The following is a 14,709-nucleotide window of genomic DNA, read 5'->3' as shown; positions in this document are numbered from 1 at the left end:
TTGATTGGTGGGTAGCCCGGATGAGCGAAGCGATATCCGGGGAATGCTCCGCAAAAAACATCGAAAACAACCCCATGCACAGTAGAAAATGTCAGGGATCTCAAAGTTCTGCGATACCGAAAATCGTGTGACGCGTCGGCCAAAGCCGGCCCCAAATGATGCGTGGCGAGGGACGAGTCGTGAGAGCCTGCCCTTTGGTCCGACTTCGGCGATACCGAACAGCGTTTGACCCGTCGGGCAAAACAGGGGCATGATGGCATTGTGGCACTGGCGCGACGGCCGGGAGCTGATGCGTCGCGGGGCGACATGCCGAAGCAACTCAAGAGAAAGCTGAAGACCTACCAGACCTCGCTCGGCTTCTACGACCAGGCCGTCGCTGCGCCCTCGATGAAGGCGGCGCTCGAGGCCTGGGGCGCCAGCTCCAATTTGTTCCACCAGGGCGTGGCCAAGGAGACCGACGATCCCGCCATCGTCGCCGCGACCATGGCGAAGCCGGGCGTCGTGCTCAGGCGTCCGGTCGGATCGGACGGTTCGTTCGCCGAGAGCGCGGCGCTGCCGTCCGATCTTGCCGACGCCGAGGACAAGCCCAAACGCAAGTCCAAGCCGGGCAAACGCGCCGCCAAGACGGCGCACAAACCGTCCCGCAAGATCGACGACCAGCAGGCGCGCAAGGCCTCCGCGGCGTTCGAGAAGGAGGAGCGGCGGCGCGAAGCCGAGCGCCGGAAGGAGGAGGCCGCCCGCGCCAAGGAGCGTGCGCGCCGCGACAAGGCGGTCGCCGCGGCCGAGGCGGCGCTCGACGAGGCGAGGCGGGAGCACGAGGCGCGAACGGAGCAGATCGAAGCCGAGCGCGCCGCACTCGACGAACGCGCCGAGGCCGAAGAGACCCGCTGGGGCAAGCAAAGGACGAAGCTGGTGGAGGCGTTGCGCCGGGCGCGCGCGTAGGGCACGACGCCCCCGGTCCTCAGTACATTCCCCGATGGCGGCAAGCCATCGGTCGGGACACGTTGGCGCGGCAAACGTGACGATGGCTTGCAATGGACGCCATGGCCATGCCGACCGGCCGCATCGAGCTGAAGCTTCGGAAGGTGTCGCAGCTCTTCAACACGCTGGATCCGTCGCCATTCAGGGAAAGTGCGCTTGCGCACGACGCCGAAGACTACATCGTGGGCCGTGCGCAGGAATTGCCGATCGATGCGCCCATCGCGATCGTCATTCATCTGCCGTCGGACGAGCTGTCGCAAGCGTCCGCAAGCGACATCGTCATCGCGGTGAAGGATCATTTCGACCTCAGAAGCGAGGCCATGACCCGGGAGATGCGGGAGCTGTTCAGGAACGGGCGGTTCTCGCTCGCGGTTGGCCTTTCCATCCTGTCGTTATGCCTGGTGCTCGGCTGGCTCCTGTTGCGCGAGCTGGGCGCGAGTCCCGTTTCCCGGATCCTGCAGGAGAGCTTTCTGATCTTCGGGTGGGTTGCGATCTGGAAGCCGTCCGACATCTTTCTCTACGAGTGGCCGCCGATAGCCCGCCGCAAGGCGCTTTTTCGCCGGCTTGCTGCTGCGGATGTCGTGCTCGATAGCGACGTCCCCTGGCGTTCTCATTCATCGAAGGAGGAGAAGGATGTCGAGGCCATGTAAATTCGAGTCCAGCATCTTGAACCATGAGGAACAGCAGATTGTCCTGACGTCCCACCATCCCGCGATCGGAGAGGTCGATCGTGCGGCATTGGAGAAATTGCGTGCCGTCCTGCGTGATCTTCGCGACAAGGAACGAACGCTGGCGCACCGCCAACGACGCGTCGCGAAAGGTTCGGCCGACCCCGGCGGTCGCCGCACGCCGGGGGCGGGGGCAAACACCTTCCGGCGCAAGGAAGTTTTTGTTGCCGCCCTCAAGCGCGTCAACAAGGAGCTGAGACGGGTCCAGAACTTTGAAGCAAGGCGCGAGCTGGGAGAGGCCGCCCGACGGGCGCTGGCGCTGCGCCGGGCCAGGCAGTTCGCGCGCCCGGAAAATCATCCCACGTCACATGACGGCATGCGTGCACTGCCGAGCCGTCGTCGAACCGTCAAACTTCCTCCCTCGAAGATTGGGCGGGTTTCGCAGGCCAACAAGAGGGCACAGGCGAGGCGGGACTCGCGGCGCTGACCGGATGTCGCAGCCGCTGCGAGGGGGGCAGCGAATTCGCTTGCCTTGCCTTGAGTCCTTTTGCACTCTGGCGGCAGGGAGACCAACGCATGACAAAGATGACGCTCGCCTGTGCGCTCGGAACAACGGCCCTGGTGCTGTGCAGCCAGGGGATATCAGGCGCTGAAGCCCGGACGCGGAAGGCCGTGGTCGTTCGCGCACCGCAAGAGAGGCTCATCGTCACGGCGCCCGTGCTGAGGCCGACGCCGTGGGATTACAATGTCGTTCCCCGCTATCGCTATCGCCCGGAAGACGACCGCGTCGATCCCTACGGCCCGCCGCTGGTGCCGTCATATGTTCGCTATGAGGGATGGCGCTGGCCGTATTGGTGGTAGTGGCCAAGCGCAGAATTGACGAATGTCTGTAGCCCGGATGGAGCGAAGCGCAATCCGGGGACTTGCCCTGAGCTGCGCTGGTCCCGGATTACGCTTCGCTCCATCCGGGCTACGCTCTCAAGCTCGTAGGTGGGTTAGCAAAGCGACTGCGCGAAGCGCAGCTCGCGCCGCGTAACCCACTACGTCTGTCTCCGCTCCTTCTAATCCCCGTCCTCCGCCGCAAGCCGCAAAAACTGCCGCTTCATCGCGCTGATCCTGGCGGCATCGCCTGCAACCAGGAGAGGTTGCGCGATGATGAATCCCTCATCGCTGCGTGTGGCGCCCACGATCGGGAAAAAATGGCAAAGCTGCGGCTGTCAAGAATACATCAGTGTAGAATGCCACTTACCCCCGTAATAAACCCAATACCGTTTGGGGTTCTGGGTGCGTATTGGGAGGACCAATCAAATGGCAAGTGTTGAACAATTGCGCAGACGGGAAGGCGTGAACCTGGTTCAGCTCGAGGCGGACATTTCGTCGGTACGCCCGGGAAGCTCTCTTACCTCCATTGCTTTGCCTGATTACGTCGAGCACACCGAGGGCGTCACGCGCGTCGGCGCGCTCAGTGCAGAGGCGGTCATTCGTGATTATGAGTCCGCTGCAAAAGAGATCGAGGCCATGGGCACCGAGTTGATCGACGCCGCGCAAAAATGCGAGGCGCTGACAGCCCAGGTCCATGATGCGATCGACTTCATGCGGGAAACGGCGGCGGGGTATCGTGAAGAGGGACGGAAGATCTTCAAGCGCATCGAAGAATGCGCGCTGTTCACCGAGGACGTCCGCAAGACATGCGAACAGGTCAAGCGCAGAATGGCGGAAGTCTCGGTCGGGCCGTCTCCTGATGAGGAGCTTGCACCGGAGGATTCCGAGCTGACCGGGATCGCCGCCAAGGTGACGATGAGCGAAGTAAAGTGAGACGGGCGTAGGTCCGTAGGGTGGGTTAGCTCCGCGACTGCGCGAAGCGCAGCTCGCGCAGCGTAACCCACCATTTCTGCCTCCGCGGAAATCAAAGCTTCGTAGGGTGGGCAAAGCGGAGCGTGCCCACCAACGCTATCTCGACATGAGATGGTGGGCACGGCGCGAGTGCGCCTTTGCCCACCCTACGGCACGCCTGTAGCCCGGATGGAGCGAAGCGCAATCCGGGGCCTCGCCCCATGCCGCGCTGGTCCCGGATTACGCTTCGCTCCATCCGGGCTACGCTCTCAAGCCACGCGTCTTACGGGCTCACCAATCCGGATCGCCGTAATAAGGGCCGTAGGGCGGAGGCATCCAGGGTCCTCGCGGCGGCGGCCTGGGCCGCCGGGGCGCGGCATCCGGCACGTGCGGCCGGGCACGCGGAGCCGCATCATTGTTCATAACGCTGCGCACGGCGGGCTTGGCGGCCGCAGACGTGGATGACGTCGTCAGTTGCGTTTGCAGCGCCTGGACCTGCGCGGCGAGGCGCGCATTGTCCGCCGCCTCCTTCTCCTGCGCCGCCTTGAGCTGTTGAATGGTGGCGGCCTGCTCACGCAGGGTCTGCTCGTTGCTGCTTTTCAGTTGCTCGAGCTTGCCGCTGATGTTCGCGAGCTCGCTCGTGATGGCCTTGAGCGATTGCGCGAGCTCGGGCGATGACATCTCGGGCGCCGTGGCGGCAGGCTTTGCGGCGCTGTCCGTGTCCTTCGCGACCTGCGGCACGGGCACCGGGCTCGGCTCACCCGCGGCAGCCAGCAGCACAGCCTGCGGCGGCGCGGGACTTTCCACGGCGGCGGCTTGCGGGGCGCTGCTCGCGGCCGGCGGAGCCCATCGCGCCATGATCGACTTGCCGATCGATTTGGCCTCATCGCGATATTGCGAAGCGAAGGCGGCACCGAGCAGGCCGATCGCCAGCACGAGGCCGACCAAAGCGCGCATCATGGTCCGATCTCCCTTCAAGCCTTGATCGCGAAGCTTGGCATTCGGAGCCCTGGCATCCGGCATCTTGTTTCCGGACGTTGCGGTTGCCGTCGCAGCGGCGCTTGCGTGCGAGGCCCGCTGGCCCTCGCTGTCGCGTTCCATTCCGGAAACCAGCCGGTCCAGCCGCGCAAGGTCTTCCTCCGCGCTCTTGATCCGGTCATAGGCCCGCGTCAGCCCGCCGTCGGCGCGCGCCTCGTCCGGCTTGGCGGTTTCAGGCTTGGCGGTTTCAGGCTTGGCGGTCTCAGCCTTGGCTGCCTCAGCCTTGTCGGTATCAGGTTTGGGGTCGTTCGTGTCAGGCACCGATGCGCTCTCCATCCGGTCGGGCGTCAATGGGAGGCAGTCCGATCTTGGGAAGGATAGGTCTCGCCGCTATCCGACACAACGCGTGTGCCAAGGAAAAATTATGGCGGGCCGGGGAGCGCGGGCGGAGTGAGCGCGGAGGGCGGGTTGGCTCCGCGACTGCGCAAAGCGCAGTTGGCGCAGCGTAACCCACCGCTTCTGTTTGCGGAGAGACGAAAGAGGTGGGTTACGCCAGCAGACGCGCTTCGCGCATCTGCCGGACTAACCCACCCTACGGAGCTGCGACGTGCTATGCTATTGCGGGAGGAACCGCAATGAGGGTCCCTACCGCGATATTCGCCATGCTTCTTGCAAGTCCGGCCGCCGCCCAGGAGTGCCAGACGTGCTCAATGGCCGACGCCTGCATGAAGGAATACGCCAAGTCGACGTCGGAGGCCCAACGGGCCACCAGGCAAGGCATCCGGGATTGGAAGCAGAACCTGGACAGAAAGGCCTCCGCGGAATTGTCCAGCAGGGGCATCCTCGCATTGCAAGACGCCATGGAGGCACAGGTTCGTACGGAGCTGGAGCGCCTGAAGGAGTGCCTGGCGAAAATCAGGTAGGGTGCAAAGGAGGATCCGATGAAATCGCTTTTGCTGCTTACGGCGAGCGGTCCGCTGCTTGTTCTCACCTCGCATCAGTCCCTGGACGACCTGAAGCTTCTCGGTGTGCTCAGGCAGAAAGGTATCGGCAAGTTCGTCGCGTTCGAGGTTCCCTTGTCGCTCGCCAGGGAGCGCTACGGCGGGCACTTTCAGGCGGTTGAAAGCAATTTGCATGAGACCGATGATTTGAGAGTGCTCGACTTCAATGGCCAGCGGGTGTTTCAGCTCTTTCGTTTCGAAGAGCTCGGTTCACCGATGCTGATCGAACAGTCGTGACCGGTTTTGCCTTGCGGCATGATCCGTTTCGAAAAACCGGTTCATGGCGTTGCGGCGGCGAAAGGGACCGGTTGAACAGCGCTGGTCTCACCATGAACGTTCGCTTAGGAACGGGCGCTGTTCCATTCCGTTTCCTTTGAGGGGCTTGTCAGAGGAGGACAACATGAAAGCAATGATCATCGCGCTTTCGGCTGCCGTTGTCATGGCTGCAGCCCCAGCCGTGTTTGCTCAGGGTGTGTCGAGCAAGACGCCGGGTCATGAGATGCAGCAGACGGGTTCCAAGGGCGCTTCCAGCTACGCTCCTGGACATAAGAAGAAGCACGCAAAGGCGGCGACCTCGAAGAGAACCAGCCCCGGCGCGTCGAACTACGCTCCAGGACAAACGACAGGCCAAACCACCGGCGCGAGCACGAAGTCGACCACCGGCTCGAAGTCAGGGTACTGAACTCCAGGCGGTCCTTAAGTCCAGGCACTGACGGACACAAGGTCGGACGCAGGATGGGTTGCGCCCCTCGCGAAACCCATCGCGTCAAATCGTGGGTAGGGCTTCCGGTCGTCAGTGACGAGTCGCGCGGATTTCGAGCGTCGTCTGGGTGAGCCTGGCCACGAACCCCTCGAGATGCATGACCCTTTGTCTGGTCATTTGTTCATGCAACACGGCGATCTTCTGGGATTCGGCGACAAAGGAGTCGCACGCCTGTTTCGCGTACTCCATCTGAAGCTCAAAGGCCTCGACGGGTGAGCGCGCCGCCGCGAGCTTTCCCAGGAAGGTCCAGGCGTGCTCAAGCGACGTCTTGATGTAGCCGCTATAGGCATCGGCAATCGCCTGCGGGCCGGCCAGGGAGGGTTCCACCGGTGCGACGGGCGCGCTGGCAGCGATCTCCATCCCGGACGGCAAGGCTGCAGCCGAGGGCACCTGCGCAGCGATCGGTCGGCTCGTCTCTGCCTCTTGCTCGGTCTCTTGCTTGTTTTCTTGCCGTTTCTCTTGCTCGTTCTCTCGTTCGTTCTCTTGGCTGATCTCCACCGAGGCATCCGGCAATGGATGCGCTGCAGTTGCGTGTTGCTCGCCGGCCCCGGTCCGTTGCCCGGCCTTCTTCTTCCCGCCGCGCCGGCCGGATTTTTTCATCGGCTTATTTTCTACCGTACTCAACATTGCAAATGGCTCCTGAATATCGCTGAAGCCGCAAGCCTCCGTCGCGTTTGCGCTGAAATCGCGATTGTGGGTTGTCGCTTGCGTGGCGGCCATGTGGTGAGATTTTGCCGGGCATCGGCAGGGGCCGTAGGGTGGCGCGCGCAGAGGTGGTGGGTTACGCCAGCGGACCGCGCTTTGCGCGACCGCCAGCTGATCCACCCTACGGATCCTCCGCCGCCAGCCGCAGAAACTGCCGCTTCATCGCGTTGACCTTCCCGACATAGCCCGCGACGAGGTGATCGCCGCAGCGTGTCCCAGCGATCATCTGAAACTTGCGGCGCGCGAAGGCTGTGGCGGGACCTGCGCCGCAGAGATGGATGAAGGCGGCCAGATCCTGCTTCTGCGCTGCAGTAGCCTTCACATCGCCCGCGAGGCCGAGAACCATGGCCACCTGGCGGTCCAGATACACCGACGTCAGCTCGATGGCGTGGCTCGGGATCGCGCGGATGTAGAGGCTCGTGTATCCGCAGTTGCTCTCCGTAACCGCATTGCCACGGACACAGAACCGCGCGGCCTCCGCGAAGGCCGGATCGGTCATCTGGAAGAGCCCGACGGCGCTGGAGGCAGGCCGGTAGATCGCCAGCGGATTAAAACTCCACCGCCAGCGCCAATAGGTCCGCGCCACCGGATTGCCGGAGCTCTCGACCTGCGCAAGTGCTGCCAGCAGTTCGGGTGTGATGGTGGCGGTGGAATAGGCGCGGAAGAGGGGAGCGTATCTCGCCCAAGTCTCGGCCGGCTCCTTGTCGAGGGTGTTGCCGAGGACGGCGAAGAGTTCGGTTGGCTTGCGGATGACGTGGTAGGCGATGTTCAGGAGGGCGATGGTGGCGAGCAGGATAGCTGCGACGCTTGCGATCCGAATTATCCGCGGTGCGCGTGCGAACCTATTTCGCACCCACCGAGCGCCCCGCCGTATGGTGCGAAGGCGAGGGAGGAGGCTCTTGCGTTTCCTTGGCATGGTCTGGAGTGGCTGCGTACGTCAAAAGGTGAGGATTCTCAATACGCTATCCAGCCAATCTGTGCCCCCAGGTTAACGATGAAGTTGCCGCGCCGGTTGAGGCTTTCTCCGAATGGCCCCATATTGCGGGGATGCTGAAAGATGCGTTGGAGAACCTGACTGCAGCCGTGACGACGATCAACACGCCGATGCCTGACAGCATCGACGAAGGGACTCTGCTGGCGTGTCTCAAGGGAGACATTTCCGAGCGAAAATGGCGCGTGTATGTGCAGGCGTTGTTCGACGAGGTCGATGTATCAGTCATCCACAATCTCGTCGTTGATCATATCGTGACGTTCGGCGAGTTATTGAAGGCAATCGAGACCTGGCAGGTCACGGAGTCCGAGAATGAAAGATGGGTCAGGGAGATGGCTTCCTTCGAGGTGGGAAGATCTCCTGCAGAAGGCGCTGGTCGCCCTCGATAGTCTGGAGCGGGGCGCCGGACCATGGACGTTCGGCGGCGGTACTGCGCTGGCGCAGATCCTGGGGCACCGGATCAGCTACGACGTCGATATCTTCCTGGATTCAAGCGCGGACTTGAAGAACCTCGCACCGAACATGAACCCGGTGACGAAGTCGCTCTGCGATAGTTGGCAATGGCCGGGCAAGTACCTGAAACTCATCCTGCGCGACGTCGGTGAGATCGATTTCCTCAATGCCCCGTCATACACCGCCAATCCGACCTATGAATTGAGATTTGGCGTGCGCTCCATTCCGGCAGAGCGGTCCGCGGAAATCGCGACCAAGAAGCTGGTCTATCGCGCATCGACCTACACGGCCCGCGACGCCTTCGATCTTGCCGCGGTCCAATTGCATGATCGTTCAGCGCTGGGCGAGATCGCGCAATCTCCAGCCATCACCCATCACGTCGTGTCGTCCGCGCTGAACCGGCTGAATCTCGCGAAGGGCCAGTATCAAGCGGAGATGAGGAGCCTGATCAACGCGACTCCGCTAGGCGAGGAGTTTATCGACAGAGCTTGCGAGATGGCTTTGGAGGCGCTTGTGGAGATTCGGGATTTGATCCCTAAGGAATGAGACCGAGCCAAGCTGTTAGTTTGTAGGATGGATAGAGCGTTGCGCAACCCATCGTTTGCCGCCATCGAATGATGGGTTTCGCAAGTGCTCAACTTCAAGTCGCCCCTGGAAACAACCAAGGCTTCGGCTCTGCCGAGCCAAGCCATTTGATCTACCGATAGGACACCAATTCCCGTGAATGCGGGAGCCGACTCGATCAGGCGCCCGACCCGCCTGTAACGCTCTTCTGGCTGCATCTGTTTTGCTGACATTGAGCGTCTACCAAATACGTCGATGGGCGGAGGGTTCGAACCCTCCGCCCATTAGAACGGTCAAACTACGATGTCTGAACCTACGATGTCACGAACACCCCGTCGTGCTTCCGCACGTATCGCACTTCATACACGTCCCATTCCGCACCAGCGTGAAGTTGCCGCACTCCGAGCACATCTCGCCCTCATAGCCCTTGGCCTTGGCTTCGGCGCGGCGCTCGGCCTTGGTGGGGACGATGGTTTGGGCGGTGCCGGCCTTGCTCCACTGCAACTGCTCGAGCTTCTCCGTGGGGGAGAGGTCGTGGCTGGTTTCCTGCTTCAGGGCGACGGCGCCTTCGATGGCATCGCCGACACGGGCACTTGCGCCGTGGGAGGCAAGCGCAGTGACCTTGCTGCCGCCTGATGGAGCGCTGTCGTTGCCTTGGGTGACCGCGGTCGAGCCGCCGCGCATCACGACGAGGTTGTCGGTCCGGGAGCGGGTGAGGCCGCGCGAGACCAGTTTTGTCGCGTGGTGGCCGCCGTCCTCGTCCGGCTCCTTGCCTTCCTCGACGCCCTTGCCGAGCGCGTCAAAGCCCGTCTCGTTGGGATCGACGTGGGCGAGGTCGAAGCGAGAGAGGTAGCTCACCGCCAGCTCGCGGAAGACGTAGTCGAGGATCGAGGTCGCGTACTTGATGCTGTCGTTGCCCTGCACGGGACCCGCCGGCTCGAAGCGGGTGAAGGTGAAGGCGTCGACATATTCATCGAGCGGCACGCCGTATTGCAGACCGAGGGACACCGCGATCGCAAAATTGTTGATGAAGGAGCGAAGCGCTGCGCCTTCCTTGTGCATGTCGATGAAGATCTCGCCGAGACGGCCGTCGTCATATTCGCCGGTCCGCAAGTAGACCTTGTGGCCGCCGACGACCGCCTTCTGGGTGTAGCCCTTGCGGCGATCCGGCATCTTCTCGCGCTCACGCATCACGATGATGCGCTCGACCAGCTTCTCGACGATCTTCTCCGAGACCTGGGCGGCACGTGCCGCCATCGGCTTCTCGTAGAGATGGTCGACCGCATCGTCCTCGTCCTCATCGTCGCTGATGAGCTGCGAGTTGAGCGGCTGGCTGAGCTTGGAGCCGTCGCGATAGAGCGCGTTGGCCTTCAGCGCCAGCTTCCACGACAGCATGTAGGCGGACTTGCAGTCCTCCACCGTGGCGTCGTTCGGCATGTTGATGGTCTTGGAGATCGCACCCGAGATGAAGGGCTGCGCCGCCGCCATCATGCGGATGTGGCTCTCGACCGACAGATAGCGTTTTCCAATTTTGCCGCAGGGGTTGGCGCAGTCGAACACGGGGTAATGTTCCGCCTTCAGATGCGGGGCCCCTTCGACAGTCATCGCGCCGCAGATGTGGACGTTGGCCGCCTCGATCTCGCGCTTGGTGAAGCCTACGGCCTGAAGCAGGTCGAAGCCCGGAGCCGCGATCGCCTCGGCACCGATGCCGAGCTGGTCGCGGATGAAATCCTCGCCAAAGGTCCACTTGTTGAAGGCGAACTTGATGTCGAAGGCGGTCGGCAGGGCCTTTTCCACCTTGGCGATGGCTTCATCGGTGAAGCCTTTAGCCTTCAGCGTCGAGGCGTTGATGCCGGGCGCGTTGGAGAGCGAGCCGTGGCCGACGGCGTAGGCTTCGATCTCCGCGATCTCGCTCTCGCGATAGCCGAGCGCGCGCAGCGCGGAGGGCACCGCACGGTTGATGATCTTGAAGTAGCCGCCGCCGGCGAGCTTCTTGAACTTCACCAGCGCGAAGTCCGGCTCGATGCCGGTGGTGTCGCAGTCCATGACGAGGCCGATCGTGCCGGTCGGCGCGATCACCGTGGTCTGGGCGTTGCGATAGCCGTGCTGCTCGCCGAGCTCGAGCGCCGCATCCCAGGCCGCCATCGCGCGCGTGACGATGTCTGCCTGCGGGCAGGAGGCGTGGTCGAGCGGCACCGGGTTGACGCTGAGCGCCTCGTAGCCGGAGGCCTCGCCATGCGCGGCGCGGCGGTGGTTGCGGATGACGCGCAGCATGTGCGCGGCGTTCTTCTTGTAGCCGGGGAAGGTGCCGAGCTCGGCGGCGATCTCGGCCGAGGTCTTGTAGGTGATGCCGGTCATGACCGCGGTCAGCGCGCCGCAGAGCGCACGGCCTTCCTTGCTGTCATAGGACAGACCCATGGTCATCAGGAGGCCGCCGATATTGGCGTAGCCGAGGCCGAGCGTGCGGAACTCGTAGGAGAGCTCGGCGATCGCGCGGGACGGGAACTGCGCCATCATGACGGAGATTTCGAGCACGATGGTCCAGAGCTGGCAGAGGTGCTCGTAGCCGGCGACGTCGAACTGTTTTGTCGTCGTGTTGTAGAACGTCAGCAGGTTCGCCGAGGCGAGGTTGCACGCCGTGTCGTCCAGGAACATGTATTCCGAGCACGGATTGGACGCGCGGATGTCGCCGGACGCCTTGCAGGTGTGCCAGTCGTTCATGGTGGTGTTGAAGTGCAGGCCCGGGTCGGCCGACGCCCAGGCGGCGTAGCCGATCTTCTCCCAGAGGTCGCGCGCCTTCAGCGTCTTCGTCACCTTCTTGGAGGTGCGGGCGTTCAGGTTCCAGTCGCCGTCGGTCTCGACGGCGCGCAGGAAGTCGTCCTTCAGCGAGACCGAGTTGTTGGAGTTCTGGCCTGAAACGGTGAGGTAGGCTTCGCTATCCCAGTCGGTGTCGTAGGTGTCGAACTGGATGTCCTTGTAGCCCTGCTTCGCAAACTGGATGACGCGCTTGATGTAATTGTCAGGCACAAGTGAGCGGCGCGCGAGCTTGATTTCGCGGCGGAGCGCTGGGTTCTTCTCGGGGTCGAAGCAATCGTCGCCCGAGCCTTCGCAGTTGACGCAGGCCTTCAGCACCAGCTTGAGGTGCTTCTGGTTAATCTTGGACCCCGTGACAAGGGCGGCGACCTTCTGCTCCTCCTTCACCTTCCAATCGATATAGGTCTCGATATCGGGGTGGTCGACGTCGACGACGACCATCTTGGCGGCGCGGCGGGTGGTGCCGCCCGACTTGATCGCGCCGGCAGCGCGGTCGCCGATCTTGAGGAAGCTCATCAGGCCGGACGAGCGGCCGCCACCCGACAACTTTTCGCCTTCGCCGCGCAGGCGGGAGAAGTTCGAGCCGGTGCCGGAGCCGTATTTGAACAGGCGGGCCTCGCGGACCCAGAGGTCCATGATGCCGCCCTCGTTGACGAGGTCGTCACCGACGCCCTGGATGAAGCAGGCGTGCGGCTGCGGGTGCTCGTAGGCCGACTTGGACTTGGTCAGCTTGCCGGTGAAGGGGTCGACGTAATAATGGCCCTGGCCGGGGCCGTCGATGCCATAGGCCCAGTGCAGGCCGGTGTTGAACCATTGCGGCGAGTTCGGCGCGACCATCTGCATGGCGAGCATGTAGCGGAGCTCGTCGTAGAAGGCCTGGGCGTCCTCGTCGGAGGAGAAATACTTGCCCTTCCAGCCCCAATAGGTCCAGCAGCCGGCGAGGCGGTCGAACACCTGTTTTGCCGAGAGCTCGCTGACGAAGCGCTCTTTCTCAGGCAGCTGGCTAAGCGCCTCGGTGTCGGGCACGGAGCGCCACAGGAAGGAGGGGACGGATTCCTCCTCGACCTTCTTCAGGCGCGCGGCGACGCCGGCCTTGCGAAAATACTTCTGGGCGAGAACGTCGGAGGCCACCTGCGACCATTCGGTCGGCACCTCGACGTCATCAAGCTTGAACACGACCGAGCCGTCGGGATTGCGGATCTCCGACGTGGTCTGGCGGAATTCGATTCCCGCGTAAGGTGACTGTCCTACCGTGGTGTGGCGCCGCTCAATCCGCATGGTCTTGCCCCGTCCTTTTCTTTGACCGGTCCCGCCCCTCGTTGGGGGCGTGCCGGGTCGTCATTTCGCTTCGCGATTCCTCCCGGCCGTCTGACCTTCAGGTACCGCAGTTCAGCCGGTGGATCCGGCCCAGTTTCTCCCGACGCGATTCCTCGATGCGTGCATCGATCATCCGCCGGCATGTCCACGCCCATCCGCCCCAACGGGATGCGCGCGACATGCGTTCAACGCCCCACAACGTCACTTCTTCAACCGATGCCATTCGAGCCTTTTGCCGGCCCGTTCTGGCGCCCCAGGAGTCCGCTTTCACTGGGCAGACAAGCCCTCTTTCCGCTGCCTTTGGCTGGCCGGCGGAGTGGTGATTTGCGAGACCCTTTGGGGGAGTGCCGGCGGGACGCAAACTCACTCGCGCCGAACGGACCGAAAGCTAGGACTCTCCGTTGCGCCCGTCAAGAACTAGTGCGAGTTCCTGAATCAAATACTAAATATGGTGGATTGCGGGGGATAACAGGGGGCAAGCCCGCGCCTGTTGTTGAGCCAAGTATCAGTGAGTCCTCAGGGATTCCCAACCGAAAAAATTTCCAACCCGTGATGATCCGGACCTTCATCCCGCTGTTCACAGGGCAGGTATATTTTTCGGGATCGGGATTGCGTCAGCAGGACTCACGTAGCCCTACGGAGGGTGAGGGCAGGCATGCCCGCCGAGGTGGTGGTCCAGCTCCCGAATCCGGGCCAAGCTGACCCCGATTTTGCCGGACTGCCCACATGCATGATTCGACTCGCCGGGATGCGCGGCCGCGCATCGCCCCGGCCGGCCTGATGTTCCTCGCGATCACCTCGATCGGCTGGGGTTTCAATTGGCCGGTGACGAAATTCCTGCTCGCCGAGCTGCCGCCGCTCACCCTGCGCGGGGTCACGGGCGTGCTCGGGGCCGTGCTGCTGGCGGCGCTCGCGCTCATCCGCCGGCAGAGCCTGAAAGTGGAGCCGGGGATCTGGCCGCGCCTCCTCATCGCCGCCATGCTCAACGTCACCGGCTGGATGGTGCTGATGGGGCTGGCGCTGCTCTGGCTGCCGGCGAGCGAGGCAGCGCTGATCGCCTACACCATGCCGGTCTGGGCCTCGATCATCGCCTGGCCGGTGCTGGGGGAGCGGCCGACCGTGCTGCGCACCCTCGGGCTGGTGATGGCCTTTGCGGGCCTCGCCTCGATCATGGGCGGCAACGGCATTGCCACCAGCGCGGAGAAGGCGCCGGGAATCATCATGGCGCTGGGCGGCGCGCTGGGCTTCGCCATCGGCACGGTGTTCTCGAAGAAGTACCCGATCCATCTGCCGCCGATCACGGCCGCGGCCTGGCAGATCGGGATCGGCTGCCTGCCGATCTCGGTCATCGGCCTCCTGGTCGAGACCACGCATCTGGACAAGGTGACGCCGGTCGGCTGGTGGCTGCTGGTCTATTCCACCGTGGTGCAGTTCTGCATCGCCTATGTCAGCTGGTTCGCGGCGCTGTCGCGCCTGCCGGCTTCCGTCGCCGCGATCGGCACCATGGCGGTGCCGGTGATCGGCGTCGTCGCCTCCGCGCTTGCGCTCGGCGAGCCGCTCGGGGCAGGGCAGATCGCGGGGCTGGTCTTCACGCTGGCTGCCGTGGTGCTGGCGACGCGCTAGCCGTCCGGACGCCGGGGT

At 63.4% G+C, this 14,709-nt stretch carries 15 protein-coding genes; 11 read left to right on the top strand and 4 right to left on the bottom strand.

Going from position 1 to position 14,709, the window contains the following annotated elements; genetic code table 11:
* Positions 1–306: 306 nt before the first annotated feature.
* The 5 genes from QA649_RS25670 (at position 307) to QA649_RS25650 (ending at position 3,464) form a co-directional block, all read left to right on the top strand.
* Positions 307–942 (top strand): cell envelope biogenesis protein TolA, encoded by a 636-nt coding sequence (locus QA649_RS25670; RefSeq protein ID WP_283019637.1) that lies wholly within the window; start codon positions 307–309, stop codon positions 940–942.
* Positions 943–1,034: 92 nt separating this feature from the next.
* The gene (locus QA649_RS25665; protein ID WP_283019636.1) at positions 1,035–1,631 is read left to right on the top strand and encodes a hypothetical protein; all 597 of its coding nucleotides are present in this window, start codon (positions 1,035–1,037) and stop codon (positions 1,629–1,631) included.
* Between the two features lie 16 nt (positions 1,632–1,647).
* Complete coding sequence (locus tag QA649_RS25660) at positions 1,648–2,136, top strand: hypothetical protein (protein WP_283019635.1); 489 nt, start codon at positions 1,648–1,650, stop codon at positions 2,134–2,136.
* A gap of 89 nt (positions 2,137–2,225) precedes the next feature.
* On the top strand, positions 2,226–2,510 hold the full coding sequence (locus tag QA649_RS25655; protein WP_260384169.1) for a hypothetical protein: 285 nt from the start codon (positions 2,226–2,228) through the stop codon (positions 2,508–2,510).
* Between the two features lie 447 nt (positions 2,511–2,957).
* Positions 2,958–3,464, top strand: coding sequence for a hypothetical protein (locus tag QA649_RS25650; RefSeq protein ID WP_283019634.1), 507 nt, complete (start codon positions 2,958–2,960; stop codon positions 3,462–3,464).
* A 309-nt stretch (positions 3,465–3,773) separates the two neighbouring features.
* On the opposite strand, the gene QA649_RS25645 is transcribed toward QA649_RS25650, so the two are convergent.
* Positions 3,774–4,796, bottom strand: a complete 1,023-nt coding sequence (locus tag QA649_RS25645; RefSeq protein ID WP_283026096.1) for a hypothetical protein — start codon at positions 4,794–4,796, stop codon at positions 3,774–3,776.
* Positions 4,797–5,170: 374 nt separating this feature from the next.
* Between QA649_RS25645 and QA649_RS25640 the strand changes: the two genes are divergently transcribed.
* The 3 genes from QA649_RS25640 (at position 5,171) to QA649_RS25630 (ending at position 6,143) form a co-directional block, all read left to right on the top strand.
* Positions 5,171–5,383 (top strand): hypothetical protein, encoded by a 213-nt coding sequence (locus tag QA649_RS25640; protein WP_244635820.1) that lies wholly within the window; start codon positions 5,171–5,173, stop codon positions 5,381–5,383.
* An 18-nt stretch (positions 5,384–5,401) separates the two neighbouring features.
* Complete coding sequence (locus QA649_RS25635) at positions 5,402–5,698, top strand: hypothetical protein (RefSeq protein WP_018644635.1); 297 nt, start codon at positions 5,402–5,404, stop codon at positions 5,696–5,698.
* 163 nt (positions 5,699–5,861) lie between these two features.
* A complete protein-coding gene (locus QA649_RS25630) occupies positions 5,862–6,143 on the top strand; it encodes a hypothetical protein (RefSeq protein WP_283019633.1) in 282 nt (93 codons plus the stop codon).
* Between the two features lie 111 nt (positions 6,144–6,254).
* On the opposite strand, the gene QA649_RS25625 is transcribed toward QA649_RS25630, so the two are convergent.
* Positions 6,255–6,944 (bottom strand): phasin family protein, encoded by a 690-nt coding sequence (locus tag QA649_RS25625; RefSeq protein WP_283019632.1) that lies wholly within the window; start codon positions 6,942–6,944, stop codon positions 6,255–6,257.
* Positions 6,945–7,050: 106 nt separating this feature from the next.
* Complete coding sequence (locus QA649_RS25620; RefSeq protein WP_283019631.1) at positions 7,051–7,845, bottom strand: transglycosylase SLT domain-containing protein; 795 nt, start codon at positions 7,843–7,845, stop codon at positions 7,051–7,053.
* A gap of 131 nt (positions 7,846–7,976) precedes the next feature.
* Between QA649_RS25620 and QA649_RS25615 the strand changes: the two genes are divergently transcribed.
* Together QA649_RS25615 and QA649_RS25610 are read left to right on the top strand one after the other, a co-directional pair.
* Positions 7,977–8,309 carry a hypothetical protein gene (locus QA649_RS25615; protein ID WP_283019630.1) on the top strand — a complete coding sequence of 111 codons (333 nt, stop codon included), beginning with the start codon at positions 7,977–7,979 and terminating at the stop codon, positions 8,307–8,309.
* Positions 8,233–8,919 carry a nucleotidyl transferase AbiEii/AbiGii toxin family protein gene (locus QA649_RS25610; RefSeq protein ID WP_283019629.1) on the top strand — a complete coding sequence of 229 codons (687 nt, stop codon included), beginning with the start codon at positions 8,233–8,235 and terminating at the stop codon, positions 8,917–8,919. The genes QA649_RS25615 and QA649_RS25610 overlap by 77 nt, the downstream gene beginning before the upstream one ends.
* 339 nt (positions 8,920–9,258) lie before the next feature.
* Here QA649_RS25610 and QA649_RS25605 read toward each other — a convergent pair whose 3' ends face one another.
* Positions 9,259–13,029, bottom strand: a complete 3,771-nt coding sequence (locus QA649_RS25605; protein WP_283019628.1) for a vitamin B12-dependent ribonucleotide reductase — start codon at positions 13,027–13,029, stop codon at positions 9,259–9,261.
* Positions 13,030–13,794: 765 nt separating this feature from the next.
* On the opposite strand from QA649_RS25605, the gene QA649_RS25600 reads away from it, so the two are divergent.
* Positions 13,795–14,691 carry a DMT family transporter gene (locus tag QA649_RS25600; protein WP_283019627.1) on the top strand — a complete coding sequence of 299 codons (897 nt, stop codon included), beginning with the start codon at positions 13,795–13,797 and terminating at the stop codon, positions 14,689–14,691.
* The last annotated feature ends 18 nt before the right edge of the window (positions 14,692–14,709 follow it).

The organism is Bradyrhizobium sp. CB1717 (assembly GCF_029714325.1).
Lineage (GTDB): Bacteria > Pseudomonadota > Alphaproteobacteria > Rhizobiales > Xanthobacteraceae > Bradyrhizobium.
This window is presented reverse-complemented; position numbering and strand designations above follow the sequence as displayed.

What these genes read in the sequence shown, in the direction of transcription:
- QA649_RS25655 (WP_260384169.1), top strand. Translation starts at nt 2,226, where the DNA reads ATGACAAAGATGACGCTCGCCTGTGCGCTCGGAACAACGGCCCTGGTG.
- QA649_RS25605 (WP_283019628.1), bottom strand. Translation starts at nt 13,029, where the DNA reads ATGCGGATTGAGCGGCGCCACACCACGGTAGGACAGTCACCTTACGCG.
- QA649_RS25635 (WP_018644635.1), top strand. Translation starts at nt 5,402, where the DNA reads ATGAAATCGCTTTTGCTGCTTACGGCGAGCGGTCCGCTGCTTGTTCTC.
- QA649_RS25620 (WP_283019631.1), bottom strand. Translation starts at nt 7,845, where the DNA reads ATGCCAAGGAAACGCAAGAGCCTCCTCCCTCGCCTTCGCACCATACGG.
- QA649_RS25610 (WP_283019629.1), top strand. Translation starts at nt 8,233, where the DNA reads ATGAAAGATGGGTCAGGGAGATGGCTTCCTTCGAGGTGGGAAGATCTC.
- QA649_RS25600 (WP_283019627.1), top strand. Translation starts at nt 13,795, where the DNA reads ATGCATGATTCGACTCGCCGGGATGCGCGGCCGCGCATCGCCCCGGCC.
- QA649_RS25665 (WP_283019636.1), top strand. Translation starts at nt 1,035, where the DNA reads ATGGACGCCATGGCCATGCCGACCGGCCGCATCGAGCTGAAGCTTCGG.
- QA649_RS25645 (WP_283026096.1), bottom strand. Translation starts at nt 4,796, where the DNA reads ATGGAGAGCGCATCGGTGCCTGACACGAACGACCCCAAACCTGATACC.
- QA649_RS25650 (WP_283019634.1), top strand. Translation starts at nt 2,958, where the DNA reads ATGGCAAGTGTTGAACAATTGCGCAGACGGGAAGGCGTGAACCTGGTT.
- QA649_RS25630 (WP_283019633.1), top strand. Translation starts at nt 5,862, where the DNA reads ATGAAAGCAATGATCATCGCGCTTTCGGCTGCCGTTGTCATGGCTGCA.
- QA649_RS25670 (WP_283019637.1), top strand. Translation starts at nt 307, where the DNA reads ATGCCGAAGCAACTCAAGAGAAAGCTGAAGACCTACCAGACCTCGCTC.
- QA649_RS25640 (WP_244635820.1), top strand. Translation starts at nt 5,171, where the DNA reads ATGGCCGACGCCTGCATGAAGGAATACGCCAAGTCGACGTCGGAGGCC.
- QA649_RS25615 (WP_283019630.1), top strand. Translation starts at nt 7,977, where the DNA reads ATGCTGAAAGATGCGTTGGAGAACCTGACTGCAGCCGTGACGACGATC.
- QA649_RS25625 (WP_283019632.1), bottom strand. Translation starts at nt 6,944, where the DNA reads ATGGCCGCCACGCAAGCGACAACCCACAATCGCGATTTCAGCGCAAAC.